At 70.1% G+C, this 25,617-nt stretch carries 18 protein-coding genes; 5 read left to right on the top strand and 13 right to left on the bottom strand.

From position 1 onward, the window contains the following. Positions 1 to 14: 14 nt before the first annotated feature. The 5 genes from ACTWLI_RS02060 to ACTWLI_RS02040 all read right to left on the bottom strand — a co-directional run bounded on the left by ACTWLI_RS02060 (position 15) and on the right by ACTWLI_RS02040 (position 5,562). Positions 15 to 1,868, bottom strand: coding sequence for a putative bifunctional diguanylate cyclase/phosphodiesterase (locus ACTWLI_RS02060; protein ID WP_445155055.1), 1,854 nt, complete (start codon positions 1,866 to 1,868; stop codon positions 15 to 17). A 129-nt stretch (positions 1,869 to 1,997) separates the two neighbouring features. After that, positions 1,998 to 3,419, bottom strand: coding sequence for a UDP-glucose dehydrogenase family protein (locus ACTWLI_RS02055; RefSeq protein WP_445155054.1), 1,422 nt, complete (start codon positions 3,417 to 3,419; stop codon positions 1,998 to 2,000). Beyond that, a complete protein-coding gene (locus ACTWLI_RS02050) occupies positions 3,416 to 4,549 on the bottom strand; it encodes a glycosyltransferase family 4 protein (protein WP_445155053.1) in 1,134 nt (377 codons plus the stop codon). Before ACTWLI_RS02050 ends, ACTWLI_RS02055 begins: the two co-directional genes overlap by 4 nt. Beyond that, the gene (locus tag ACTWLI_RS02045; protein ID WP_445155052.1) at positions 4,546 to 4,707 is read right to left on the bottom strand and encodes a hypothetical protein; all 162 of its coding nucleotides are present in this window, start codon (positions 4,705 to 4,707) and stop codon (positions 4,546 to 4,548) included. The genes ACTWLI_RS02050 and ACTWLI_RS02045 overlap by 4 nt, the downstream gene beginning before the upstream one ends. A gap of 387 nt (positions 4,708 to 5,094) precedes the next feature. Then, the gene (locus ACTWLI_RS02040) at positions 5,095 to 5,562 is read right to left on the bottom strand and encodes a DUF4383 domain-containing protein (RefSeq protein WP_445155051.1); all 468 of its coding nucleotides are present in this window, start codon (positions 5,560 to 5,562) and stop codon (positions 5,095 to 5,097) included. Between the two features lie 166 nt (positions 5,563 to 5,728). Here ACTWLI_RS02040 and ACTWLI_RS02035 point away from each other — a divergent pair, with 166 nt between their 5' ends. Further along, positions 5,729 to 7,051, top strand: a complete 1,323-nt coding sequence (locus ACTWLI_RS02035) for a cell division protein PerM (RefSeq protein WP_445155050.1) — start codon at positions 5,729 to 5,731, stop codon at positions 7,049 to 7,051. Between the two features lie 190 nt (positions 7,052 to 7,241). Here the strand turns inward: ACTWLI_RS02035 and ACTWLI_RS02030 are convergent, their stop codons facing one another. Continuing rightward, on the bottom strand, positions 7,242 to 7,673 hold the full coding sequence (locus ACTWLI_RS02030) for a hypothetical protein (RefSeq protein WP_445155049.1): 432 nt from the start codon (positions 7,671 to 7,673) through the stop codon (positions 7,242 to 7,244). Between the two features lie 39 nt (positions 7,674 to 7,712). On the opposite strand from ACTWLI_RS02030, the gene purN reads away from it, so the two are divergent. Beyond that, a complete protein-coding gene (purN, locus tag ACTWLI_RS02025; RefSeq protein ID WP_445155048.1) occupies positions 7,713 to 8,306 on the top strand; it encodes a phosphoribosylglycinamide formyltransferase in 594 nt (197 codons plus the stop codon). 148 nt (positions 8,307 to 8,454) lie between these two features. On the opposite strand, the gene ACTWLI_RS02020 is transcribed toward purN, so the two are convergent. After that, positions 8,455 to 9,807 carry an MFS transporter gene (locus ACTWLI_RS02020; protein WP_445155047.1) on the bottom strand — a complete coding sequence of 451 codons (1,353 nt, stop codon included), beginning with the start codon at positions 9,805 to 9,807 and terminating at the stop codon, positions 8,455 to 8,457. A gap of 149 nt (positions 9,808 to 9,956) precedes the next feature. Here ACTWLI_RS02020 and purH point away from each other — a divergent pair, with 149 nt between their 5' ends. Continuing rightward, positions 9,957 to 11,642, top strand: a complete 1,686-nt coding sequence (gene purH / locus ACTWLI_RS02015) for a bifunctional phosphoribosylaminoimidazolecarboxamide formyltransferase/IMP cyclohydrolase (protein WP_445155046.1) — start codon at positions 9,957 to 9,959, stop codon at positions 11,640 to 11,642. Positions 11,643 to 12,118: 476 nt separating this feature from the next. Here purH and ACTWLI_RS02010 read toward each other — a convergent pair whose 3' ends face one another. Then, positions 12,119 to 13,093, bottom strand: a complete 975-nt coding sequence (locus tag ACTWLI_RS02010) for a trypsin-like serine peptidase (protein WP_445155045.1) — start codon at positions 13,091 to 13,093, stop codon at positions 12,119 to 12,121. A gap of 261 nt (positions 13,094 to 13,354) precedes the next feature. Here ACTWLI_RS02010 and ACTWLI_RS02005 point away from each other — a divergent pair, with 261 nt between their 5' ends. After that, entirely contained in the window at positions 13,355 to 15,574 is a 2,220-nt protein-coding gene (locus ACTWLI_RS02005) for an NADP-dependent isocitrate dehydrogenase (RefSeq protein WP_445155044.1), read from the top strand. A gap of 128 nt (positions 15,575 to 15,702) precedes the next feature. On the opposite strand, the gene ACTWLI_RS02000 is transcribed toward ACTWLI_RS02005, so the two are convergent. Beyond that, on the bottom strand, positions 15,703 to 16,356 hold the full coding sequence (locus tag ACTWLI_RS02000; protein WP_445155043.1) for an SRPBCC family protein: 654 nt from the start codon (positions 16,354 to 16,356) through the stop codon (positions 15,703 to 15,705). Between the two features lie 295 nt (positions 16,357 to 16,651). On the opposite strand from ACTWLI_RS02000, the gene ACTWLI_RS01995 reads away from it, so the two are divergent. After that, positions 16,652 to 18,862, top strand: coding sequence for a catalase (locus ACTWLI_RS01995; protein ID WP_445155042.1), 2,211 nt, complete (start codon positions 16,652 to 16,654; stop codon positions 18,860 to 18,862). A gap of 57 nt (positions 18,863 to 18,919) precedes the next feature. Here the strand turns inward: ACTWLI_RS01995 and ACTWLI_RS01990 are convergent, their stop codons facing one another. The 4 genes from ACTWLI_RS01990 to ACTWLI_RS01975 all read right to left on the bottom strand — a co-directional run bounded on the left by ACTWLI_RS01990 (position 18,920) and on the right by ACTWLI_RS01975 (position 25,600). After that, positions 18,920 to 19,474, bottom strand: a complete 555-nt coding sequence (locus ACTWLI_RS01990) for a mucin-associated surface protein (protein ID WP_445155041.1) — start codon at positions 19,472 to 19,474, stop codon at positions 18,920 to 18,922. Further along, on the bottom strand, positions 19,471 to 20,847 hold the full coding sequence (locus ACTWLI_RS01985) for a serine/threonine-protein kinase (RefSeq protein ID WP_445156100.1): 1,377 nt from the start codon (positions 20,845 to 20,847) through the stop codon (positions 19,471 to 19,473). Before ACTWLI_RS01985 ends, ACTWLI_RS01990 begins: the two co-directional genes overlap by 4 nt. A gap of 2,122 nt (positions 20,848 to 22,969) precedes the next feature. After that, positions 22,970 to 24,040 (bottom strand): Gfo/Idh/MocA family protein, encoded by a 1,071-nt coding sequence (locus ACTWLI_RS01980; RefSeq protein ID WP_445155040.1) that lies wholly within the window; start codon positions 24,038 to 24,040, stop codon positions 22,970 to 22,972. 459 nt (positions 24,041 to 24,499) lie between these two features. Beyond that, positions 24,500 to 25,600: a substrate-binding domain-containing protein gene (locus tag ACTWLI_RS01975; protein ID WP_445155039.1), complete on the bottom strand. Its 1,101-nt coding sequence runs from the start codon at positions 25,598 to 25,600 to the stop codon at positions 24,500 to 24,502. Between the last annotated feature and the right edge of the window lie 17 nt (positions 25,601 to 25,617).

Here is a 25,617-nt window from a genome sequence, read left to right as displayed (position 1 = left end):
CCATGAGACCCAAATCACAGCACCGGCTGCGTTTGGGTGTCGGTGTCGGCGTGCAGGCCCGCGATCACGCGGCCGGACGCGGCGACAGCGTCGGGCAGAACGTCCGCCGGCTGGGGCCGGGAGAACAGGTAGCCCTGGAGCGAGTCGCAGCCGCGCTGGATCAGGTACTCGGCCTGTTCCCGGGTCTCGACGCCCTCGGCGGTGACGGTCAGGCCCAGCCCGTGCGCCATGGAGATCATGCAGTTCAGGATGGGCAGGTGCTCGGTGCCGCTGCGGATCATCCCCACGAACGACTGGTCGATCTTGAGTGTGTCCACCGGCAGGTCCTGCAGCCGGCCCAGCGAGGAGTAGCCGGTGCCGAAGTCGTCCAGCGCGACCCGGACGCCGGCGCTGCGCAGCTGCACCAGCTGGCGGCGGATCTGGCAGTCGTCGTCGAAGAAGACGCTCTCGGTGACCTCGACGACCAGCTGGTGCGGGTCGACGCCGCAGGACTCGGCGGTCGCGAACAGCAGCTCCGGGAAATTCCCCTGCTGCAGCTGCACCCCGGAGACATTCACGGCCAGCGACCGGACGGGGTCGGCGGCGAGCCAGGGCGCCAGTTCGGTGCAGCCGCGCAGCAGGACCTCGGTGCCGATCTCCACGACCAGCCCGCTGCGTTCGGCGGCCGGGATGAACTGCTGCGGCGCCACCAGGACGCCGTCGCGCTCCCAGCGGGCCAGCGCCTCGACCTTGACCACTTTGCCCAGCGGGGCAGAGACGATCGGCTGGTAGTGCACGGCGATCTCGCCGTTGTCGACGGCGGCGCGGAGCCCGGCGTCGAGGTCGGTGCGCTCCAGCAGTGCGCGCATCATTTCCGGCTGGAAGCGCAGGTAGCGGTTTTTGCCGGCCGCCTTCGCCGCGTACATGGCGATGTCGGCCCGGCGGAGCAGCTCGGAGGCGTCGACGGCGTCTTCGCTGATGGAGGCCAGGCCGAGGCTGAGGCTGGGACGCAGCATGGTGCCGTCGATCCACACCGGGGCCTTGAGCGATTCGACGATCCGTTCGGCGGCGGCGTCGGCGTCGAGGGAGCCGACCAGCAGCACCACGAACTCGTCACCGCCCAGGCGTGCTACAACGTCCCCGGGCCGCACGCAGGCGCGCAGCCGGCGGCCCACTTCGATCAGCATCTGGTCGCCGGCGTGGTGGCCGTGGATGTCGTTGACTTCCTTGAAGTCGTCCAGGTCCAGCAGCAGCACGTCGACGGCGGTCCCGCAGGGGCCTGCCAGCGCGTAGGCCAGGCGGTCGTTGAAGAGCTGCCGGTTGGAGAGTCCGGTCAGCGGGTCCTGGAAGGCGAGGGTTTTGAGCTGGTTCGCCTGCTGGGCCAGGTCCGCCATGGCCCGGCTGATCTGGTCTTGGGCGAGCCTGGCCTCGGTCACGTCGCGGAAGCTCCAGACCCGGCCCACCACGTGCTCGTCCACCTTCTGCGGGCGTGAATACCGTTCGAAGGTCCGGCCGTCGCGGAAGCGCAGCACATCGTGGCTTTCGGCGTCGGGGTCCGCGTAGAGGGCGGTGACCTTCTCGAGGAACTGCCCCGGGTCCGCCAGCTGGTCCAGGACGGAGTTCATCACGGCCTCGTCGTCGCCGGTGTCCACGAGGTCGCGCGGGATGCCCCACATCGCCAGGAACTGGTTGTTCACCAGGGCAATGCGGCCCTCGGCGCTGACCACGAGGATCCCGTCGGCGGTGGATTCGAGGGTGGCCGAGAGCAGCGACGTGGCTTCGCGGAGCCGGGCGTCCTCCTCGGCGCGTGCTGAAGTGCTCACGCGGCCGGAACCGGATGAAGCTGAGACCTGTATCGGTGCATGATGAATCCTCCCCTCAGGAATCATAGGGTGTGCATCCGGCCCCGGCCGCCACGGCGCGCGCCGGACGGGCGGCGGGGTCGCTGAGTGGGGCGTCAGCCCTGCGCCCCTGCCGGTCAGCCGAGCGGCGGCGGGTCAACGCTCCGGCCCTGCCGGTCAGCCGGCAGCGGCCGGGCCGTGCGCGGGGGAGGACCGCGGGGCCGGCGCGTGCGGGAGGGCCGGGGAACTGGGCCGGCCGGGTCCGTGCACCGTCCAGCCGGCCGCGGACCACGCCGCGGCGTCGACCGCGTTCCGGGCGTCGAGCAGCACCCGGCGCCGGACCAGCCCTCCGGCCGCCGTGGGCGAGAGGGTGCGGTAGGCGTCCCATTCGGTCAGCAGCAGCACCAGCTCGGCGCCCTCAAGCGCCTGCTCCGTAAAGGGCTCAAAGCGCAGCTGCGGGTACCGCAGCCAGGCGTTGTTGATCGCGGCGGGGTCCGTGACGGTGACGTGCGCACCCGCCGCGGCCAGCTGCGCGGCCACATCCAGGGCCGGGGAATCCCGGATGTCGTCGGTGTCGGGTTTGAACGCCGATCCCAGCACGGTCACGCGCCGTCCGCCGAGCCGCCCGCCGCAGAGTTGCCTTGCGGTGTCCACCGTGCAGGAGCGCCGGCCCTCGTTGATGCTGTCGACCGTGGCCATCCAGGCCGCGACGGAGTCCACTCCCAGCGCGGCGGCCTGCACCCGGAGGGAACGGATGTCCTTGGGCAGGCAGCCGCCGCCGAAGCCGGGGCCCGCGTGCAGGTAGCGGCCGCCGATCCGCGGGTCCAGGCCCATCGCTTCGCCGAGCTCTGTGACGTCGGCGCCGGAGGCTTCGCACAGTTCGGCCACCGCGTTGATGAAGCTCAGCTTGGTGGCAAGGTAAGCGTTCGACGCCGACTTGATCAGCTCCGCCGTCGCGAAGTTGCAGACCAGCCGGGGGATCCCGGCGGCGAGCAGCGGCGCGTAGGCGGCGTCGAGGACGGCGGTGACCGCCACGCCGTCGGCCTGCGTTCCGGAGCTGCCGCCGGGCGCGCCGCCGGAGTTTCTGCCGCCGGGCACGCCGTAGACCAGCCGGTCCGGGACTAGGGAGTCCTTGACCGCGGTGCCCTGCCGCAGGAACTCCGGGTTCCAGCCCAGCAGCACGTCGGGCCGGTCCGCGAGCACACCGCGGAGCATGTCCACCGTTCCCACCGGCACGGTCGACTTGCCCACGACGGCGGCGCCCGGCGCCAGGAAGGGGACCAGGGCCTCGACCGCGGACACCAGGTAGCTAAGGTCGGCGTCGTTCGACGTTTTGGACTGCGGTGTCCCGACGCAAAGGAAGTGCAGCTGCGCCCCGGCGGCGTCGGCGAAGCTCGTGGTGAAGCTGAGCCGGCCGCCGGCCCGGCAGTCGCGGAGCAGCTCGTCGAGGCCGGGTTCGTGGAACGGCGCCGCACCCCGGTCCAGGTGCGCGACCTTGGCGGCGTCGACGTCGATCCCCACGACGGTGTGGCCCATCGAGGCCAGGGTGGCGGCGTGGACCGCGCCGAGGTAGCCGCAGCCGATGACGGAAATCTTCACAGCGCCGCTCCCCGTGCGGCGACGGTGCCCACCGCTTCGTAGTGCCGGACCAGCTCCTCGCCGAGGGTGTGCCAGGTCCGGCCCTGGACCGAGGCGTGGGCTGCGGTGGCGAAGGCACGGCGCTTGGCATCGTCGCCGGTCAGGTCCATCACCCGGGACCGCAGCCCGCCGAGATCCCCGGGTTGGTAGAGCCAGCCGGTCCGGGAGTTCTCCACCAGGTCCAGCGGTCCGCCGCGGCCGGTGGCGACGACCGGGACCCCGGAGGCCATGGCTTCCTGGATCGTCTGGCAGAAGGTTTCGAACTCGCCGGGGTGGACGAAGAGGTCGAAGGATGCGACGGCGCGGGCCAGGTCCTCGCCGCCGAGGAACCCGGTGAACACCGCCGTCGGGAGCGCGGCCTCGAGGGCCGCACGCTGCGGGCCGTCACCGACGATCACCAGCCTCGTGCCCGGCACGTCCGCGAGGGCGGCCAGGTCCTCGACCTGCTTTTCCACGGCGAGCCGGCCGACGTAGCCGATGATGCGCTCGCCGCCCGGGGCGAAGGAAGCCCGCCACGCGTCGTCGCGCTTTGCCGGGCTGAACCGCAGGGTGTCCACGCCGCGCCGCCACATCTGCACCCGCGGAATACCCCGGCCGCGGAACTGGCGCAGGGCGAAGCTGGACGGGACCAGGGTGCGCGAGGCCAGCAGGTGGATCTGCTCCACCCGGTTCCACGCCCAGTTTTCGAGGAAGGGGACGCCGTACCGCGCGGCGTAGCCGGGGACTTCGGTCTGGTAGACGGCGACGGTCGGGATGCCCAGCAGGTGCGCCGCCTGCGCCGCCCGCCAGCCGAGCACGAACGGCGAGGCAAGGTGGACGACGTCGGGGGCGTAGCCGGCAAGGATGCGCTTGACCCGGGCCACACCTCCCAGCGCCACCCGCACGTTCGTGTAGCCGGCCAGCGGTACCGACGGCAGCCGGAGGACCCGCGCGCCGTGGATCTCGTCCGGGACGCCGCTGTCCTGGGTGGACGGCGCGATCACGAGCACCTCGTCGCCGCGGCCCTGCAAATGCTCTAAGACCCGCAGGATGGAGTGCGTGACCCCGTTCATCTGGGGAAGGAATGATTCGGCGACTAGTGCGATCCTCACGCCTCCACCGTGGCCGCGGCGGCTGACGGGCCGGCGTCACGGATGTGGCGGACGGGGGAAGCGTAGGTGAACAGGCGGGGCCCCTGGTGCTTGGGCGTTGTGGGTGCGGGGCGGCGGGGGAGCGGGCTGCCCTCGCCGCCGTAGGGATAGGTGCCCATTTGCCACAGATGGCCGCTAAGCGGGGTTCCGAAGCAGCCACTTACGGCAAACGGACGACTAGACAAGCGACCCCGCCGGTTGGAGTGGGCCGCAGCGGCGGGTCTGGCCGGGCATGCCCACCGGCCAGCCCGAGGGCTGGGGATAATCCGTTATGCCCAACCTTCGGCGGCACGAATGAGCATGTCAAAGTCCGCCGGACGACGGCCCAAACAGACGCGAACGGGCCGGCGCCGGTCCCGCCGTCGTCAGTCCGCCAGCGTAGTGAGCCGGGCACAAAGGAAGCTGGTGCGGGGCCTGCAAGCAGGCACCCGCACCAGCAGGTAGTACGAATTGTTGGATTGCTATGAAACGTTCCTCATCCGCGGCTCCCTTTTCCCGGTGTTCGCTTACCGGGTTTGTGCGTCATCGGCCAGGTGCCGCGACAGCAGCCAGCCGGCGCCAATCATGGCCACGCCCAGCACCATGTGCGTCCAGTTGTCCATGGTGTTGAACGCCAGGAAATTGGCCGCCGACCCCACGCCGACGATCAGCCCGTAAACGCTAAAGACGATGTACAGCAGGCCGAAACCCATCAGGAAGTTCCGGGCCCCCATGCCGCTGCGGGACATGGTCAGGCCGGTGGCGCCGATGGCCAGCTGAACAATGTTCAGCAGCATGGACACCTGGAACAGGCCGAGGAACAGGGCCCCGGAATCAGGTCCGAAGAACCTCAGTTCGCTGTACTGCGTGGTGATGCCCGGAATGAATCCCAGGACGCCCACGACCATTAGGACGATACCCACACCCATGCCGACATTTTGGACATCCGTCCGTCCGAAATGTACGCCGTGCGCATGTGGGGATGCGGTAGTCATTTTCTGCCTCCAACCACTGATTGCGGACACTTAAAATTTTACGGCGAGGCGGGCCAAAAAGCGCCGCCGCGGGGCCTCCGGACGCCCGGCTGGCCCCGGTGAAAACCGCTGGCCAACGCCTGTCGAAACCCGGCAGCCGCCCCGGTCCGTGGCACGATGGAAGACGATGAAACTGCGCGCTGATCAGACCGGAATCCGTGGCCTCCCCATGCCCTTGTGGCTGCAGGGGGCTCTCGAGTCCGCGCAGGCCGCCGTGATCTCCGCGCTCGCGGTGATAGCCCCGATCATCGCGGTCTGGGCCTCGGCAGGGTTCGGCGAGGGCGGCTTTGAATTCCTGGCCCGGCTGGCCGGCCAGGCGTGGCTGCTGATCCACGGCGTCCCGCTGCTGCTCGAGACCGTCGGCCCCGGCGGCGCGGGCCGGGCCGAATCCGGCGTCTTGTCGCTGATCCCGCTGGGCCTAACCCTCATCCCGTTCCTGCTCGCCTGGCGGGCCGGCCGCCGGCTGGCCCGGGCGTCCTATACGGACCAGCTCTGGCAGGCACTCCTGGGCTCCTGGCTGATGTACGGCGCCTTCGGGTTCGCCACCGGGTTCGTCTGCCGCACCTCCGACGTCGGGGTCAGCCTCTGGGCCGCCTCCTTCATCCCCCTGATCCCCTTCGCCCTGGGCATGGTCATCGGCGCCCGCCGCGAGGCCGGTTCCTGGAGCCGGCTGATCGGCGTCGACGCCGTCGCATGGCTCTCGCGCACCAGCCAGCATTCGCGCTGGGCAGGGTCCTACCTCGGCTCCGCCGCCAAGGCCGGCTTCGTCGCCGCGATGGCAGGCCTCGCGATGGCCTCGGGCCTGCTCGCTGTGGACCTGATCATCCACTGGAACCTCATCATCGCCGTCTATGAGGCGCTCGATGCCGGTCCGGTCGGCGGTGCGGCCCTCACCCTGGCCCAGCTGGGTTACCTTCCCAACCTTGCCGTCTTCGCGCTGGCCTGGACCTCCGGGGCCGGCGTCGCGCTCGGCGTCGGGTCGCAGGCGGGGGCCCTGGGCACCGCCGTCGGGCCGCTGCCCTCCATCCCGGTGTTTGCGGCGCTGCCGTCCGGGGTTCTGGACTACGGGTTCGTGGCGCTCGTGGTGCCGGTGCTCGCCGGCCTCCTGGCAGGCTGGTGGTTCCTGCGCGAGGGCGAGAACCACTTCGACGAATGGCTCTCCATCAAGGTCAAGGCCCGCTGGTTCACCGCCGCCGTCTCCACCCTGGTCCTCGGGGCGATGGTCGGCGCCGTCGCCGGGCTGCTCGCGGCGGGGTTGGCGTGGTTGGCGCGGGGGTCCGCGGGCATCGGCCGGCTGACGGACATCGGCCCCGACCCACTGAGGACCGCGCTGTTCGTCGCGGTCGAGACGGGTATCGGCGTCGTGATCGGCTACGCCGCAGGGCCCTGGCTGGAACGCCGGCAGAAGCTGCACGAGGTGCAGCTGGAAACCGCCGCCGACGCCGACTAGGACCGGGCGGGCGTCGCCGGGCGGGTGCCGCGGGACCCCGGACAGGTGCTGCCTTCGCCCCCGGCCAGGGCGTCGAGATGACACTTCACGGCAATGTTTCCACGAAACACTGCCGTGAAGTGTCATCTCGCTAACGGCCTGGGCGGCGTGGGCGTCGTGGCGCGTGCCGGCGTCGGGAGGCCTGCCAGGCCTAACGCAGCTGTGTGGGCAGCGACTTTTCCAGCTGCGTCCGGCAGGCTGAGGAGGCCTGCTCGGTGAGCGCATGCCGGGCGCACTGCTGGTAGTCCCGGATCTGGGTGAAGAAGACGGTGGAGGCGAGGATCATCAGGACCATCACCGCCGAGACGACCAGGCCGGAGATGGTCCCGAACAGCACCAGGCGGGATTCCTTGAGCCTGATGGCGCGCACCAGGAGCGTGACGCCCAGCGCCACCCCGGCTGCGGTGAGGATGGCGGCGAGCCAGAGGTAGTTGACGTCCAGCTGGAACACGAAGAACGCCCCGAGGACGGCCACGATGAAGGCCCGGAACAGATTGTGCGTCCGGAGCAGCGACGCTTTGGCCGCTTCGCTGCGCGGATTCTGCTGGCGCGGGCTGCCGCCGGGGACCTGGGGGGAGTTCATGTTTTCCAGCGTACGCGAGCCGCACCTTAAGCTAGGGCAATGCGCATCGTTGTCCTCGTCTCCGGCACCGGCTCCAACCTCCAGGCCGTCATCGACGCCGTCCGGGCCGGCGAGCTCGACGTGGAACTGGCCGCGGTCGGCGCCGACCGGCCCGGCACCTACGGGGTGGAGCGCGCCGCGGCCGCCGGCATCCCGACCTTCGTAGTGGACTTCAAGGCCTACCCGGACCGGACCGCCTGGAACGCCGCCCTCACCGACGCCGTCGCCGCCTACCGGCCCGACGTCGTCGTGTCCTCAGGGTTCATGCGGATTGTCAGCGCGGACTTCATCGACGCGTTCGGCGGCAGGTACCTCAACACCCACCCGGCCCTGTTGCCGGCCTTCCCCGGCGCGCACGGCGTCCGCGATGCCCTGGCCTATGGCGTGAAGGTCACCGGCTGCACGGTGCACTGGGCCGACGCCGGGGTGGACACCGGGCCGATCATCGCCCAGGAAGCCGTGGCCGTGGCCGACGACGACACCGAAGAGACGCTGCACGACCGGATCAAAACCGTCGAACGCCGCCTGCTGGTTTCCACACTGGCCTCCCTCGCCGCTGCCGAGTCGCACGCGGGAGCGACCACACCCAACTGAGCTCCTTCACCCGCGTCTAGCAGCAGATGCTCTTTCACTTATGGCGCTTATGAGGCTTTCAAAGCAGCCATAAGTGAGAGAGCATCCGGGCGGGGGTTGGCGGACCGGACCGGCCAGGCGCAACCGGACCTAGGAAGCCCCGGCGGCGTTACTCCAGGCGGCGCTGTTTGGTCTCCGGGGCGAAGAACGCCATCCACAGGACCGAGACCAGCACCAGCCCGCCGGCCAGGGCGAACGACGTCGCCAGCCCGAGCTCCGGCCACAGGAACGCGGCGAAGACCAGCGGCCCGAAGCCGGCGCCCAGCCGGGAAAACGTGGAGGCCCAGCCGAAGCCCGAGCCGCGAAGCTCCGTCGGGTACAGCTCCGAGACGTAGGCGTACAGCACCGGGATGGCCACCTGGACCACAAAGCCGAACACCAGCAGCCAGAACACGGCCGCCGTCGGGATGTCGACGACGACGGCGACGATCACCAGGGTCAGCGCCGACAGTGGCCCGGTGACGGCCAGGATCCATTTCCGGCCGGTCCGCTCCACCAGCAGCGCCGCGATCACCACGCCGAGCAGCCCGACGGCGGCCATAGACGCCGTCGTCAGGAAGGCCTTGTACTCGGCAAAGCCGGCCCCGATCAGGATCCGCGGCATCCAGGTCAGCGACAGGTAGTAGACCAGGAGGATGCTGAAGAACAGGGCCCACGCCGCCGTCGTAATTTTCCAGTCGAACTGCCAGAGCGCACGCAGCTGCGTCCACGCGCTGCCGGCGGAAAGCCGGGGAGCATCCTGCGGTGCGGGCAGGCTGTACACGCGGGCCTCGGCGCCGGTGGCCGCAACCAGGTCATCGATCACCCTGGCGGCCTCCTCGCGGCGGCCCTTGCGGATCAGGAACAGCGGCGACTCGGGGACACTGCGGCGGATCCAGAACACCAGCAGCGCGGGCAGCACCATGACCAGCATCGTCAGCCGCCAGTCCGCGAAGGCGGCGACCAGCCCTGCCGAGACGAAGCCGCACAGCGCGGCGCCGATCGGCCACCAGCCGTCCATCGCGGTGAGGACCTTGCCGCGCTGTTTGCGGGGCGTGAACTCGCCCACCAGCGCGTAATCCACCGGGATGCAGCCGCCCAGGCCGAAACCTGCCAGGAAACGGAACACCACGAACCAGCCGAAGTCGGGGGAGAAAGCGCCCAGCACCGTGAAGATCGAGAAGATCAGCAGGGTGGCGGTGAAGGCCTTCTTGCGGCCGATCGTGTCCGCGATGGTGCCCCAGATGAACGCGCCCAGGGCCATGCCGATCAGGTTTGACGTCCCGATCCAGGCGGCGTCCGCCGGGGTCAGGGACCAGTGCTTGGACAGCAGCGGAATGAGGATGCCGTTGAGCGTCACATCCCAGGCATCGAACATAAAGCCCAGGCCGCCGATCAGGAAGATCCGGCCTTGGACCTTCCACCGCCACGGCAGCTCCTGGACCACCTGTTCGCCGCTGGGCACAGTGGTGTACGTATTCATTTCGGCCTCCTGTGGCAACTCTACGTGCCGGGCGGCCGCGCGGGGATGCTTCACACTCCGGGGCGCTGGGACCACCGCGGGTGTGACGCGATAAACTGGCCGCATCCCCACCACCCGCGGCCGCGCCGCGATATAAGACGGAGACTTTTGTGAGCTTTACGCAGCTTGACCGTGTATCCATCGACCGTGTTCCCATCCGCCGGGCCCTGATCTCGGTTTACGACAAGACCGGTCTGGAGGAGCTCGCGCAGGGCCTGCACGCAGCCGGCGTCAAGATTGTCTCCACCGGCTCCACGGCCAAGAAGATCGCCGCCGCGGGCATTCCGGTGCAGGAAGTCGAGGAAGTCACCGGCTCCCCGGAAATGCTGGACGGCCGCGTCAAGACCCTGCACCCGCGCGTGCACGGCGGCATCCTCGCCGACCGCCGCGTCCCGGCCCATATGAAGACCCTCGAGGACATGGAGATCGAGCCGTTCGACCTCGTCGTCGTGAACCTGTACCCCTTCGTGGAGACCGTGAAGTCGGGCGCCGCGCAGGACGACGTCGTCGAGCAGATCGACATCGGAGGCCCCGCCATGGTGCGCTCGGCCGCAAAGAACCACGCCGCCGTCGCGATCGTCGTGGACCCGGCGTCCTACGGTTCCGTGGTGGAGGCCGCCTCGTCCGGCGGCTTTGACCTGAAGACCCGACGCCGGCTGGCCGCCAAGGCGTTCGCGCACACCGCCTCCTACGACACGGCGGTGGCGACCTGGACCGCCAGCCAGTTCCTCGACGAGGACGGCGACGGCGTCATCGACTGGCCCGCCTACGCCGGCCTGGCGCTGGAGCGCTCCGAGGTGCTGCGCTACGGCGAAAACCCGCACCAGCAGGCCGCCCTCTACGTGGACAAGGCCGCCCCGGCCGGCATCGCGCAGGCCGACCAGCTGCACGGAAAGGCGATGAGCTACAACAACTTCGTCGACGCAGACGCCGCCCTGCGCGCCGCGTTCGACTTCGCCGAGCCCGCCGTCGCGATCATCAAGCACGCCAACCCGTGCGGTGTGGCCGTCGGGTCCGCCGACGCCGCGGACCCGATCGCCGACGCGCACGCCAAGGCCCACGCCTGCGACCCGGTCTCCGCCTTCGGCGGCGTGATCGCGGCCAACCGCACCGTCACCGCCGGCATGGCCCGGACCGTGGCGGGCATCTTCACCGAGGTCGTCATCGCCCCCGGCTTCGAGGACGAAGCGGTGGAGATCCTGTCCAAGAAGAAGAACATCCGCCTCCTGACCCTGCCCGAGGGCTACGGCCGGTACCCGACCGAGTTCCGCCAGGTCTCCGGCGGCATGCTGGTCCAGGCCACGGACAAGGTCGACGCCGAGGGCGACAACCCGGCCAACTGGACCCTCGCCGCGGGTGAGGCCGCCGACGCCGGCACCCTGGCGGACCTGGCCTTCGCGTGGACGGCGTGCCGCGCCGCCAAGTCCAACGCCATCCTGCTCGCCGCCGACGGCGCAGCCGTGGGCATCGGCATGGGCCAGGTCAACCGGCTCGACTCCTGCCGGCTCGCCGTCGAACGGGCCAACACCCTGGGTGTGAACGTGGAGTCCGACGTCGAAGGCACCGGCGGGGCGTCGAACGCTGATTCGACCGGGGCTCCGGAGCGTGCCCGCGGCGCCGTCGCGGCCTCGGACGCGTTCTTCCCGTTCGCCGACGGCCTGGGGATCCTGATCGACGCCGGCGTCCGCGCCGTCGTTCAGCCCGGCGGCTCCGTCCGGGACGAGGAAGTCATCGCCGCGGCCAACGCGGCCGGCATCACGATGTACTTCACCGGCGCCCGGCACTTCTTCCACTAGGGGATCCGCGCCGCAGCTGACACAAAAAGAATGGACATGCCCACCCCTAGCGGGAGGGCGTGTCCATTTTTTTGGTGTCCGGGGCTGTCCTCCGGCTGAACGGAGCAGCCCCAACCGGACATGCTCATTCTTCGGTGCGAGCGGCGGGCATAAGGGTTAGTCCCCGCCGGACCTGCTCAGTGCTTGGTGCGAGGGGTGGGCATAACGGATTATGCACAGCGGCCGGGCTGCAAGACGGGCATGTCCGGGCCGGGGCCGGGGGACTCTGGCGGCCGGCCCACCCGCCGGACCACCCCCGACACGCGGAAACGCGGGGTCGCTGGGCCGCCCTGTCGAGGGGTTGGGCGGCCAGCGGCCCCGCGTTCCTTGTTCCTTCGGGGATGGGTTTCCTTTCTGGAGTGGGGATTCTTTCGGTGGGGTTCTGAAACCAGCAGATCCTCGTTGGGAGTGCCGAGGATCCCCGGGGCGGGGAGGGCCTAGGAGGCCGCGGCGGTGGTGTAGGTCTGCTGGATGACCGAGCCCCAGTAAGGTCCGTACATCACGGTGGAGCGGGTGCCGTAGCCGTAGCTGTTGATCGAGTTCTGGTAGCCGGAGGAGCTGGTACCGATGAACCAGGGGCCGCCCGAGGAGCCGCCGGTCATGTCGCAGGGGATGCCCTGGGAGTTGAACTGCGGGTTGTTGGGGTCGTTGGACGCCGGGCCGGTGCAGCTGACCAGCGACTGCCCGTCGAACGGGGACGCAGCCGGGTAGCCGTAAGACTTGTAGGTCAGACCGCGGGCGGCATTGAACTGGACACCGGAAGCACCGACGACGTCGGACAGGTTCTGGCCGTTCAGCGGGGACACGACGGCGAAACCAGTGTCGTACTGCATGTCGCCGGCCGAGCTCCACTGGGTCGGGGTGTAGAGGGCCTTGGCCGCCCACTTCCCGTACGGCGCGGAGCCGTTGAGGTAGGCCGGGACGAAGACGAAGTTGGTGGCGAACGCCCCCGGGCCCTCGTTGACGCAGTGGCCCGCGGTGGAGACGGTGCTCTTGTTGGTCGAGCTGACCGAGTTTCCGGAGCAGACGTAGTTGCTGCCGCCCATTGTGAAGAACACCTTGCCGATGTGGGACACCGGCGACTCCGAGGCGTGCAGGGTGGTCTTACCCTTGGCCGCCTTGCCCGAGATCTGGGTGCTCGCGCCCTTCTCGACGGCGGCCGCCGGCGACTTGTTCCCGCGGGCCAGGGCACGGTCGGCCAGCACGTCGCCGGGCAGGGCGGCCTTCATGCGCTCGGGGGTCCAGTAGTCGGCGGCCCGGGAGCCGTCGACTGCCTGGCTGGCCACCTGCGGAGACCCCTTGCCCTGGGCGGCGGCGGGCGAAGCCGTGGCCCCGCCGGCCGCGGTGACCGCCAGGAGCGCGGCGGCCGACAGGCTAAGGAAGCTGGTAACCAGAGTCTTAGGTGTTCTCATGGGTGTCCTAACCGGAAGATGCGGAGCGGCGAAACGGCCGCCGTGATGGAAAGAAACTACGTCAAATTGACGAACGTGTAAATACTTTTGTCAAAAATTGTCACGAGGCGTGATGGATGTCCCCGGGCATGCCGCGACGTCGCACAGCGGCCGGCGGAAGTCCCGGATAGGCGCCGGGGCGGCCACCTCGGGTAAGTTAGAGCCGTTGAGATAACACAAGATTTCCGGATATCCGCAGACTTTCAGGGAGACGCCCGAGCAATGGCCAAGATTATCTATACCCACACCGACGAAGCGCCGATGCTGGCCACCTATTCGTTCTTGCCGATCATCGAAGCGTTCGCCTCGACGGCCGGTGTGGAAGTGGAGAGCCGCGACATCTCGCTAGCCGGCCGCATCATCGCCGCTTTCGGCGACTACCTCACCGAAGACCAGCGCATCAACGACGCCCTGGCCGAACTGGGCGAGCTGGCCAAGACGCCCGAGGCCAACATCATCAAGCTGCCCAACATCAGCGCCTCCGTGCCGCAGCTGAAGGCCGCCATCGCCGAACTCCAGGCCCAGGGCTACGCCCTGCCGGACTACCCGGACAACCCCGCCTCGGACGAGGAGACGGACATCCGCTCCCGCTACGACAAGATCAAGGGCTCCGCCGTCAACCCGGTGCTGCGCGAAGGCAACTCGGACCGCCGTGCGCCGCTGTCGGTGAAGAACTACGCCCGGCAGAACCCGCACAGCATGGGTGCCTGGACCCCGGAGTCCAAGACCAACGTCGCGCACATGGACGCCGACGACTTCCGCTCCAACGAGAAGTCCGTGGTGATCCCCGCCGACACCAACCTCAAGATCCAGCTGGTCAAGGAAGACGGCACTGTCAAGGTCCTCAAGCGCGCATTCCCGGTCCTGGCCGGCGAGGTCATCGACGGCACCGTGATGCGCGCCGCTGCCCTCGATGAGTTCCTGAAGGCCCAGGTCGCCCGCGCCAAGGAAGAGGGCGTGCTCTTCTCCGCCCACCTGAAGGCCACCATGATGAAGGTCTCCGACCCGATCATCTTCGGCCACGTCGTCAAGGCCTACTTCGCCGACCTCTTCGCCACCTACGGCGAGCAGATCGCCGCGGCCGGACTGAGCCCGAACAACGGCCTCGCCTCCATCCTCAACGGCTTGGAGGACCTGCCGGAGGACATCCGCGGCGACGTCGAAGCGGCGATCCAGAAGGGCCTCAATGAGGGCCCCGAGCTGGCCATGGTCGACTCGGACAAGGGCATCACCAACCTCCACGTCCCCTCCGACGTGATCGTGGACGCCTCCATGCCGGCCATGATCCGCAGCTCCGGCCACATGTGGGGCCGCGACGGACAGGAAGCCGACACCCTGGCAGTCCTCCCGGACAGCAGCTACGCCGGCATCTACCAGGTCGTCATCGACGACTGCCGCGCCAACGGTGCCTACGATCCGACCACTATGGGCACCGTCCCGAACGTAGGCCTGATGGCCCAGGCGGCCGAGGAATACGGCAGCCACGACAAGACCTTCGAAATCCAGTCCGCCGGCACCGTCCAGGTGGTCGACGACGAGGGCGCCGTGCTGATCGAACACCAGGTCTCCCCGGGCGACATCTGGCGTGCCTGCCAGACCAAGGACGTGCCGATCCGCGACTGGGTCAAGCTCGCCGTCACTCGCGCCCGCGCCTCCGCCACCCCGGCCGTCTTCTGGCTGGACAAGACCCGCGCCCACGACGCCCGGATGATCGCCAAGGTCGAGGAATACCTCAAGGACCACGACACCGAGGGCCTGCAGCTCGAAATCATGTCCCCGGAGGAGGCCACGGCCTTCACCCTGGAGCGGATCCGCAAGGGTGAGGACACGATTTCGGTTACCGGCAACGTGCTCCGCGACTACCTCACGGACCTGTTCCCGATCCTGGAACTGGGCACCAGCGCCAAGATGCTCTCGATCGTTCCGCTGATCAACGGCGGCGGCCTGTTCGAGACCGGCGCCGGCGGATCCGCCCCGAAGCACGTCCAGCAGCTGCTGAAGGAAAACCACCTGCGCTGGGACAGCCTGGGAGAATTCCTGGCCCTCGCCGTGAGCTTCGAGCACCTCGCCACCTCCACCGGCAACGCCCGCGCCCAGGTCCTCGCTGACACTCTGGACCGCGCCACCGGCACCTTCCTGCTCGAGGACAAGTCCCCGAAGCGCAAGGCCGGCGAGCTGGACAACCGCGGCAGCCACTTCTACCTGGCCAAGTTCTGGGCCGACGAACTGGCCCGCCAGAGCGACGACGCCGAGCTGGCCAAGGCCTTCACGGCCGTCTCCGAGGCACTGTCGGCCAACGAGGAAACCATCACCGGCGAACTGCTCGCCGTCCAGGGCTCCCCGGCCGACATCGGCGGCTACTACCGCCCGGACGAGTCCAAGGCCTCCGCTGTGATGCGCCCCTCGGCCAAGTTCAGCGAAGTGCTGTCCCTGCTGGGCTAGCCTGGGCAACGCGAACGCCGCACCGGGATCTCCCGGTGCGGCGTTCGTTGGTTAAGGCCCCGCGGTGCGGGGCAGCGGCGGCGGGGCGACGACGGCGGCAGGGGAGCGCCGCCGTCGGGCCCGGCGGGTCAGCGGTCGGAGACCGGACGGCCCTCCGGCGCGTCCGCGCTGCCGGCTTCGCTGGGAGGCTCGGTGGCAAGATCCGGGTCCGCGTTCACCGGCGCGCCGGCCCCCACGACGTCGTACGCCGGATCCGACACCGGCGTCAGGCCGTCGGCTGTGCCGGCGGACGCGCCGGCGGTGCCGCCGCCGCCCGGCCCGGCGGCCTGCCCGCCGGTGACGCGGTCGCGCCATGCACCGGTCTCAAAGTCCCGGCCCTCAATGAAGTCCTTGAACCGCTTCAGGTCGGCCGCGACCTGGCGCGAGTCCAGGCCCACGGCGGCGCCGATCTTCTCGGTTGCCGATCCCGGCTCCCAGCTGAGTTCGACGTCGACCCTGGTCTCCGCCGGGCCGAGTTCCGCAAAGCGCACGGTGCCGGCGTTGCGCGGGGCATCGAGGCTCTCCCAGGAGACCTGCCGGTCCGGGTCCTGGCTGGTGATCCGGGCGTCATAGTCGCGTCTGACCCCGCCGACGCTGGTCTGGAAGTGGACGGTGGTGTCGTCGAGTTGCCGGACGGCGTCGACACCGCTCATGAACTGCGGGAAGTCCTCGAACTGGGTCCACTGGTTGTAGGCCTGGCTCAGGGGGACGTTCACGGCAATGGATTCCTGGACTGTTGCCATCGTGCTATTACTCCTTCGGCCGGCAGGCGGACCTGCGCATCGCGGACGGGACAGGGACGGTACAAGGTCGGACATCGGCTCGGACAACGTTTCGCGCCGGGGCGCGAAACGCCAGACCGTTTCCGGCCTGACTGACCAAGCTAGCCCGAACGCCGGGATAGTGAAAGCCGGTGGACCCCGGTTGCCCGCCGCCGGTATCTCGCCTAGGGTGCTAAGCAAGCTTAGTTTCGGTCCCGGGAGGCCGCCTTGCCCCCGGACGGCCGGGCCAAGACTGCCTATCCCAAGGAGAAATCCCATGCGCGAAGACAAGATCACCATCCCGGGCGCCGCCACCGTCGAGCCTCCGGAAGTCAAAGAACCCACGGTCCCGCGCGAACCATTGCCGCCCAAACCGGACCAGCAGGGTCCGGAGGCGGTGTCCCCGACCGGCACCCCCACCGGCGCCCCGGTCCACTCGCGCGCCCAGTCCGGTCCCTACCTGACCACCGCCCAGGGGCTCCGGCTCTCCGACACGGACCACTCGCTCAAGGCCGGCCGCCGCGGGCCCGTGCTGCTGCAGGACCACCACCTGCGCGAGAAGATCACGCACTTTGACCACGAGCGGATCCCGGAACGCGTCGTGCACGCCCGCGGTGCCGGCGCACACGGCGTCTTCCGCTCCTACGGCACGGCCGCGAACATCAGCCGCGCCGGGTTCCTCGCCAAGGACGTCGAAACCCCCGTGTTCGTCCGCTTCTCCACCGTGCTCGGCTCACGCGGGTCGGCGGACACCGTCCGGGACACCCGCGGCTTCGCCACGAAGTTCTACACCGACGAGGGAACCTTCGACCTGGTCGGGAACAACATCCCGGTCTTCTTCATCCAGGACGGGATCAAGTTCCCCGACATCATCCACGCCGGAAAACCCCACCCGGACCGCGAGATCCCGCAGGCCCAAAGCGCCCACGACACCTTCTGGGACTTCGTCTCGCTGCACACCGAGGCGCAGGCCCACACCATGTGGAACATGTCGGACCGGGCGTTGCCCCGGTCGTACCGCACCATGGAGGGTTTCGGCGTCCACACCTTCCGCTTCGTCAATGCCGAGGGCCGGACCAGCCTAGTGAAATTCCACTGGAAGCCCAAGCAGGGCGTCCACTCCCTGGTCTGGGAAGAGGCGCAGCTGATCAACGGCATGGACCCGGACTTCCACCGGCGCGACCTCGCGGACGCGATCGAGGCCGGCGCGTTCCCGGAATGGGAACTGGGCGTGCAGGTCTTCCCGGACACCGAGGAGGAGTTCTTCGAGGGGATCGACCTGCTGGATCCCACCAAGTTCATCCCCGAGGAGCTCGCCCCGGTGCAGCCGATCGGCCTGATGACACTGAACGCCAACCCGGTGAACTACTTCGCCGAAACCGAGCAGGTGGCCTTCCATCCCGGCCACCTGGTGCCCGGCATCGACGTCACTAACGATCCGCTGCTGCAGGTGAGGCTGTTCTCCTACATCGACACGCAGATCTCCCGGCTGGGCGGCCCGAACTTCAGCCAGCTGCCGATCAACCGGCCGCACGCGCCGGTGAATGACATGCTGCGCGACGGCATGCACCAGACCGCCGTGCACGGCGGAACCGCGCCGTACCACCCGAACTCCCTCGACGGCGGCTGCCCCTTCATGGCCGGGGCCGACGTCGGGGCCTTCATCGACGTGCCGGAGGAGCTCGCCGCGGCCGTGAAGGAGCGGAAGTCCCCGGCGTCCTTCGAGGACCACTACAGCCAGGCGCGGCTGTTCTTCCGCAGCCTGGCCCCGGTGGAGCAGGACCACGTCATCCAGGCCTACACCTTTGAGCTCGGCAAGTGCCGTGAGCAGGCGATCCGGGAGCGCCAGCTGCAGGCGCTGGCGAACATCGACGCCGGACTCTGCGCCGCGGTCGCCGCCGGCCTCGGCATGGCGGCCCCCGAGGCGACTGAGGAGGTGGCCGACGCGGCGCCAAGCCCGGCGGTTTCGCAGCTCGGCGGGACCTGGCCGGTGGCGGGCCGGGTCGTGGGCATCGTCGCGGATGCGGACAGTGATCTGGCCGCGGTCCAGGCGGCGCAAGAGGCTTTGGATGCGGCCGGCATTGTCCCGCTGGTGATCGCCCCCGCGGGCGGCACCCTCGGCGGGCCCGACGGCGGCATCACGGTCCAGCGTACCTACCTCACCGCGCGCTCCACCGAGTTCGACGCCGTGCTGGTGGCGGGCTCCGGGGCGCCGGCGCCCGACGCGCAGCCCGGCCGGGACGCGAAGGCGGGCCAGCCCGGATCCGCCGTCGATCCGCGCCTGGTGCTGCTCCTGACCGAGTTGTTCCGGCATGCCAAGGCCATTGGCGGCTGGGGCGCAGCGGCCGGGTGCCTCGACGCCGCAGGCATCCCGGAGGACGCCGCAGGCCTGGCGCTGGGCGACGCTCCCGCCGACGTGGTGCCCAGGCTGACGGAGCTCCTCGCCGCGCACCGGGCCTGGGACCGGTTTCCGGCCACCGGCGCGTAGGCGGGCTGCCGGCTTAGCCGGCAGTTAGCAGCAACACCCGGAACAGGGCGGGGGCGTTTAGCCCCCGCCCTTACCCTTGTCCTTGCCCTTGGGCTTTTTGGCCGGTTTGGACTCCGCCGCCGCGGCCGCGGCGGCGGCAGCGGCCGCCTGGGCCGCGGCCTGGTCGGCCGCCGCCTTGTCGGCTGCAGCCTTCTCCGCGGCTGCCTTCTCGGCGGCCGCCTTGTCCGCCGCGGCCTTGGCGGCGGCGGCTTTCTTGGCTGCGGCGTCGCGGGCCGCCTTGTCGGCGGCGGCCTTCTTGGCCGCGAGGTCGGCGCGGACCGCGTCGATGGCGGTTTTGATGCTTTGGTGCCGCCGGAAAGACACCTTGCCGTCCGCCGCGGCGGCGTCGAGCTTGGTGCCGAGTTCGTCGAGCAGTTTCAGGGCGCCGGCGGTGTCGTTCGCGGCGGCTGCCCGGGTGACGGCGAGGACCTGGCCCTGCAGCTGTTGCGCCGCGGCCCCGTCCAGTTCCGGTGCGGGTGCGGCGCATCCGGACAGGCTTCCCGCGGCCAGGGCGGCGCTGAGGGCGGCGCTGGCCAGGGTCCGGCGCCAGCGGCGGGTCATGGTGGCGGTCATGGCTGGACGCTCTCCTGGAGTTGCTGCAGGTGCTCGCCCAGTCCACCGGTCACGGCCGGATAGGGCACGGCGGGGGCGGGCTGCGGGACGGCGAGGGTCGCGACGACGGCGATCGCCGCCAGAAGCGCCACAACGGTCAGCGCGAGGGCAATTTTCGTGCCGCGCCGGGCCGAACGGAACCGTGCCGCGGCACGACTGGTTGCCCCGGCAAACCCCCGGCCCTGGCCTGGGGTCCGGCTCTGGCTCGTGGTCCCGCCCCGGCCGGCGTGCCGGCGGGGCCGGCGCGGGGCCGTGACCGCCGCGGTGCTCGCGGCCATGTCCGCCGTCGTGCCTCGTGGGCCGCCGGGGTGGTGCGGCGCCGGGGTCCCGCCGGGAGCGCGGTCCTGGGCGGTGTTTTGGGCGGTGTTCCGCAGCGGTTCCTGCCCGGTGTCGAGGCCGGGAGCCGGCGCGGACCGCGGCGGGCGGGCCGGGGGAGCCGGCAGCACGCGGGTCCGTTCCTCGGCGAGGACGCCCGGCAGCGAGTCGGGGGAGACGAGCGCCTGGCGCAGCGCGGCTTCCACGTCGGCTGCGGCGGGGCGGTCCAGCGGGTCCAGAGCCGTCATGGCCCGGATGACGGCGGCCCATTCGGCCGGGACGTGGTCGGGGATGGCGGGCGCACGGTGCAGGCGGGCGACGGCGGACTCCACCGCGCTGCCCGGGTACTCGACGCTGCCCTTGATGCACTCGAGCAGGACCAGCCCGAGGGAGTAAATGTCGCTGGCCGGGCCCATGTCGGCGCCTCGGGCCTGTTCCGGGCTCAGGTAGGCGGCGGTGCCCACCATGGTTCCGGTGGCGGTGAGCCTGGTTCCGTCGACGATCCGGGCGATCCCGAAGTCGGTGAGTTTTGGCCGCAGCGGCTCACCGGGCCGGACCCGCACCAGCAGGACGTTGGCCGGCTTGATGTCACGGTGGATGATGCCCAGGGAATGGACGTAAGCGAGGGCGTCGGCCAGCCCCGCGCCGATGACGGCCAGCTCGTCGAGCGGCACCGGACTGTGCCGGATCCGGCTGCGCAGGTCCTGGCCGTCCACCAGCTCCATGGTCAGGAACGGTCGCGGTTCGGACGGCACACGGGTGTCGGTGCCGGCGTCGAACAGCGTCACCAGGCTCGGGTGGTTAAGGGTGGCCAGAAGCTCGATCTCGGCCTGTTGGCGCCTGAGTTCGTCGGCGTCGGCGGACTGCGGGGCGAAAAGCTTCAGCGCCACGTCCCGGCCGAGGTTTTCGTCCCGGGCGCAGTACACCGAGGCCATGCCGCCGCGGCCGATGACCTCGCCCAGGCGGTAGCGGCCGCTCAGGAGCTCGGTCGTGACCCCACTTGGCGAAGCGTCCACGATGTTCCCCATCTTTTTTCGGCGCCGTGGTCGGCGCCCCCTAGAGAATAATACGGGCATGGGTATCCGCTTCCCGCATGGAGTGCCCCGTGCTAAGTGCTGATGAAGTGGTTGACCGCCTTTCGGTCGGACGGGTGGGCGGGCGCCGGAGCCGGCGGAGCCGTTGAATCCCCCAGCGGACCCAACGACTTCGCTCCGGCGGTAATTGGACCTGGACGGAGCGGCCGCGCGTTACGGCGGCCGTTCCGCGGGCGCGGCCCTCGGCGGGGCGGGGCGCCGGACGGGTGTGGCACGGCGCGCAGGGATGCGGCGGGCAGTCAAGGCTGCCGGGGCGAAGGTTCCGGGTGACGTCGCCGGGCCGGAGCGCGGGGGGCGAACGGGGGTGTCCATGGTGAAGTCTCCTGATTGACTGGCAGCGGGTGCCGATGGCAGCCCGAAGGACCGTGCTCTGCACAGCAAAGTGGCAGAGGACGGCCCTGCTAATCAGGAGAGGAGCCGGGGTCCGCAGATACAGCGGAATGGACGAGCTGCAGCGGTCCGCTGATCGGGTCGGTACCCATCAGCGGAATAAAGAAGTCATTGGTCGGCGCCCAGGCGGCGCCGGAGGGGGCGCTGGCCGCGGAGCCACTGCCCGAACCCGAGCCCGAGCTCGGCGGCAGGGCGCTGGGTGCTGGCAGGCCCGTGTCCCCACCGCGTGGCCGGGGGGTGTCGTTGCCGCCCGCGGGTGCGGCCGGCCCGCCCGCCCCGCCCGAACCGCCGCGCACCGGAGCCGTGGCCGGAACGGCCGGCGTGCTTCCGGAGACCTGGGGCGGGGGCGTGGAATTGAACAGCTCGGGGGCGAAGGCACCCGGGGAAGGTGCGGCCGCGGCTGGCATGTATCCAGGAACGGCAGGGCCGGACAGCAGGGCCGCCGCGTGAACCTGGACCGCGGCCGCCGCTTGACCCGCCGGGGCGCGGCCCGCCGTCGAGGACGCGGCAGCGCCGGGGGCGGGCGTTCCGGCGGCGGTGCCGCGGCTTGCCTGGATCGCACCCGACGACGCCGGGGGCGCCGGGGGCAGGACCGGCGTCGGGACCGCGGGCGGGACTGTTCCGGGCAAGGCTCCGCCTGCCGGGGCCTGCGGCGCAGGGCCTGGGAAAGCAACAGAACCGGTCCCCGGAACGGTATCCGTGCCCGGAGCCGGGCCGGTAACGGGCGGTGCGGGGTCGGGGGCCGGGGGCGCCGGATCGACGTCGGTGGCCGGCGGGACAGCGTCGCCGGGACCGGGCGCGTCGGTAGCCGGCGGAAGCACTTCAGGGTCGTCGGCCTCGCCCGCAGGCTCAGCCGGAACTGCCGGCTCCGGAACGGACGACGGCGCGGGGTCGGATGGCGCCGGGTCGGACGACGTGGTGGTGACGGGGACCGGGCCGGGTGCCGGGACAGTCGCCGTCGGGATGAGGGGAAGAGGAACGGTCACAGCCACGACCGGTTCCAGTTCCACGGACTGCACCGGCACGGGGGCCGGTGGCAGCAGCGGCGCGGGCTCGGGAACAGGGACAGCAGCCGGGTCGGGAGCCGGTGCCGGGGCGGGAACCGGTGCCGGGGCGGGGACCGGTGCCGGGGCGGGTTGCGGCGGGGCTGAGGGAAGCAGCGCATCCGGGTACGGATCGGGGGCAGGAAGGGCAGGCGCCGGAACAACGGTTGCCGGGGCCTCCGGAACGGCGCCTCCGGATCCCACCGGGTCGTCCGCCCGGGGCAGTTGGATCATGGTTCCCACCGACGGCCCGACGGCGTACGTTCCGACGCCAGCTATTCCAGTGGCAGATATCCCTGTGCCAGAGAGTCCTGCCTCCGCGACGGTGGCGGACGGGATCGTCTGGACCACCCTGGCTTCGTCGGCGCTGGCGCCGGCCGCGGAGAGTGCCAGCCACGCCACGCCGGCCCCGAGGGCCAGCAGGCCGCGTCGAAGAAGGCCGCGCACACGGGGAGAGACGGTTGCAGATTCCATGCGCAACACACCTCCCCGAAAGACTTCGACGATTGGCCTACAGGGTACGTCCGCAGGCCGTGGTGAGTCCAGAGTGTGCGGCTTACCGTCCCCCTCCGGCCCCGAAATCCGGGGTTAAAAAGCTGGCGGGCGGCGCACGGTCAGTGCACGTCGTTCGGGTAGCTCACGCCCAGCTGGGCACGGACGCCGTCGAACAGCCGCATGGTGTCCAGGGAGTCTTCCAGCGGCATCACCGGGCTTTCGGTGAGGCCCTGCTGGATGCAGCGGGTGACCTCGCGCAGTTCGTAGCAGTAGCCCCGGCCGACCACGTTGAACTGCTCGGTGCGCGGCTCGTCGAAGCCGATCCGCACCACGAGCTCCTTGGGGTTGTTGATCGAGCCCACGCTCTGCAGGAACCCCGCGCTGCCGGCCACGGTGGCGGTCCGGGGGCCGTGCGCCAGCAGCGAGGACGTCAGCTGCGCCTGGGCACCGTGGTGGTAGCCCAGGGTGAGGGCATTCTGGGCGTCCACGCCGTCGTCGTTGATCGAGCCGGTGGCGCTGACGGTCTGCGGGAATCCGAGCGTGCCGAGCGCCCACAGCAGGGGGTAGATGGTGATGTCGAGCAGCGCGCCGCCGCCGTCCTTCGGGGCCCAGAGCCGGGAGGTGGGGGAGTAGGGGGCCGGGAAGCCCAGGTCGGCGCCCACCCATTTGACCTCCCCGAGCTCACCGGAGGCAGCGATCTCAAAGGCCCGCTGCATGCTGGGTAGGAACCGGCTCCACATGGCTTCCATCAGGAACAGGCCCTTGTCCCGGGCCAGCGCCACGAGGTCGGCGGCTTCCCTGGCGTTGACCGTGAGGGCCTTCTCGCACAGGACGTGCTTGCCGGCGAGCAGGGCCGCGCGCGCAATCGCATGGTGCTGGCCGTGCGGGGTGGCGACGTAGACGACGTCGACGGCGTCGTCGGCCAGCAACCGCTCATAGCCGGCGGCGCCGCCGAGGTCGCCGTAGGCCCGGCTAAAACCGTAATCGGCGGCGAAAGCGTCGGCCGCCGCCTGGGTGCGGGAGCTGACCGCGTACAGCTGCGCGTCCGGCAGCAACTCAAGGTCCCGGGTCACGGCCGCGGCGATGCCCCCGGTCGCGATCACGCCCCACCGCAGCCTGGTGCCGGTGGCCGTCCGTGGATCCTGGTCGGGTTGGCTGGACAGCCAGGGTCTGGCGATGGGGGTACTCATGCTGCCATCCTCTCACCCGGGCCGCCGCCGTCGAGCCTTTCCGCTACGCTTCCGGACCGGCGCCGGGTTTCCGGACCGGGGCTGCGGTTCCGGACCAGGGCGGCGCTTCCGGACCGGCGCGCCCCGGGCCCGGCCCGCCGTCGTCCGAAACCGCCGCGGAAATCCGGACCCGCCGCGGAAACCAGACCGGCGCGGAAATCTGGAGCCGCCGCGGGAACGACGAACCCGCTGCGGAAGTCCGGACCGGCGCTGGGTTTCCGGATCGGGGCTGCGGTTCCGGACCGTCGCACCCCGGGCCCGGGCCGCCGTCGTCCGAAACCGCCGCGGAATTCCGGAACCGCCGCCGAAAACCGGTCCGGCGCAAAGAACTGCGCGCGGGAACAACGCAAAAAAGGGCTCCGGCCCTCCCGCGAGAACAAGTTCAGGCGGGAGGACCGGAGCCCTAGTGAAGCGCGAAGGCTACTTGGTCAGCGGTCCGAGTACCGGATCGTCGACGTAAGCGGTCTTGACGTTCTCCTTGGTCACGATGACCGGCTCCAGCAGGTAGGCCGGAACGGTCTTGACCTTGTTGTTGTAGGACTTGTCGTCGTTGATCTCAGGCGTCTTGCCGGCCTGGATGTCCTTGACCATGGTGATCGCGTGCTCAACGAGCTTGCGGGTGTCCTTGTTGATGGTGGAGTACTGCTCGCCGGCCATGATCGACTTGACGGACTCAACCTCGGAGTCCTGGCCGGTGATGACGGGCAGCGGCTTGCCGGCAGCCTTGACCGAGGTCAGGACCGCGCGGGCCAGGGTGTCGTTCGGGGACAGCACGCCGTCGAGGGGTGCGCTGCCGTAGCTGCCAGCCAGCAGGGTGTCGGCACGACGCTGGGCGTTCTCTGCCTTCCAGCCCTGGGTGACGGCCTGTTCGAAGGACTTCTGGCCGGACTTGACCACGAGGGTGCCGTCGTCGATCTTCGGCTGCAGCACCTTCATGGCGCCGTCGAAGAAGACCTTGGCGTTAGCGTCGTCGGGGGACCCGGCGAACAGCTCGATGTTGTACGGGCCTTCGGGCTTCTTGGCCTTCATGCCGTCCAGCAGGGCCTGGCCCTGCAGCTCGCCGACCTTGAAGTTGTCATAGGCGACGTAGTAGTCAACATTCGGGGTGTTCAGCAGCAGACGGTCGTACGCGATGATGGTCGCGCCGGCGTCCTTGGCCTGCTTGAGCTGGGTGCCCAGCTGGGCGCCGTCGATAGCGCCGACGATGATGACCTTGGCACCCTTGGTGACCATGGCGCTGATCTGGTTCTGCTGTTCCGAGACGCCGCCGTTGGCGAACTGCACGTCAGCCTTGAAGCCGGCGCCCTTGAGGCCGTCGTTGAACAGCTTCTCTGCCAGCACCCAGTTTTCACTGGTCTTCTGGGGGAGCGCGACGCCGATCGAGGAGTCCTTGGGGAACGCCTCGCCGCCGCCGCTCGCGCCGCCGGAAGTGCCGCTGTCGGAACGGCCGCAGGCTGTCAGCGCCAGTGCCGCAATAGCAGCGATTGCTGCTGCCTTTCCTGCTTTACCAATCATTTGCATTGCTTGGTTCACTTTCT

The organism is Arthrobacter sp. Hor0625 (assembly GCF_052567525.1).
The sequence above is the reverse complement of the archived record's forward strand: the minus strand, read 5'-3'. Positions and strand labels throughout refer to the sequence as shown.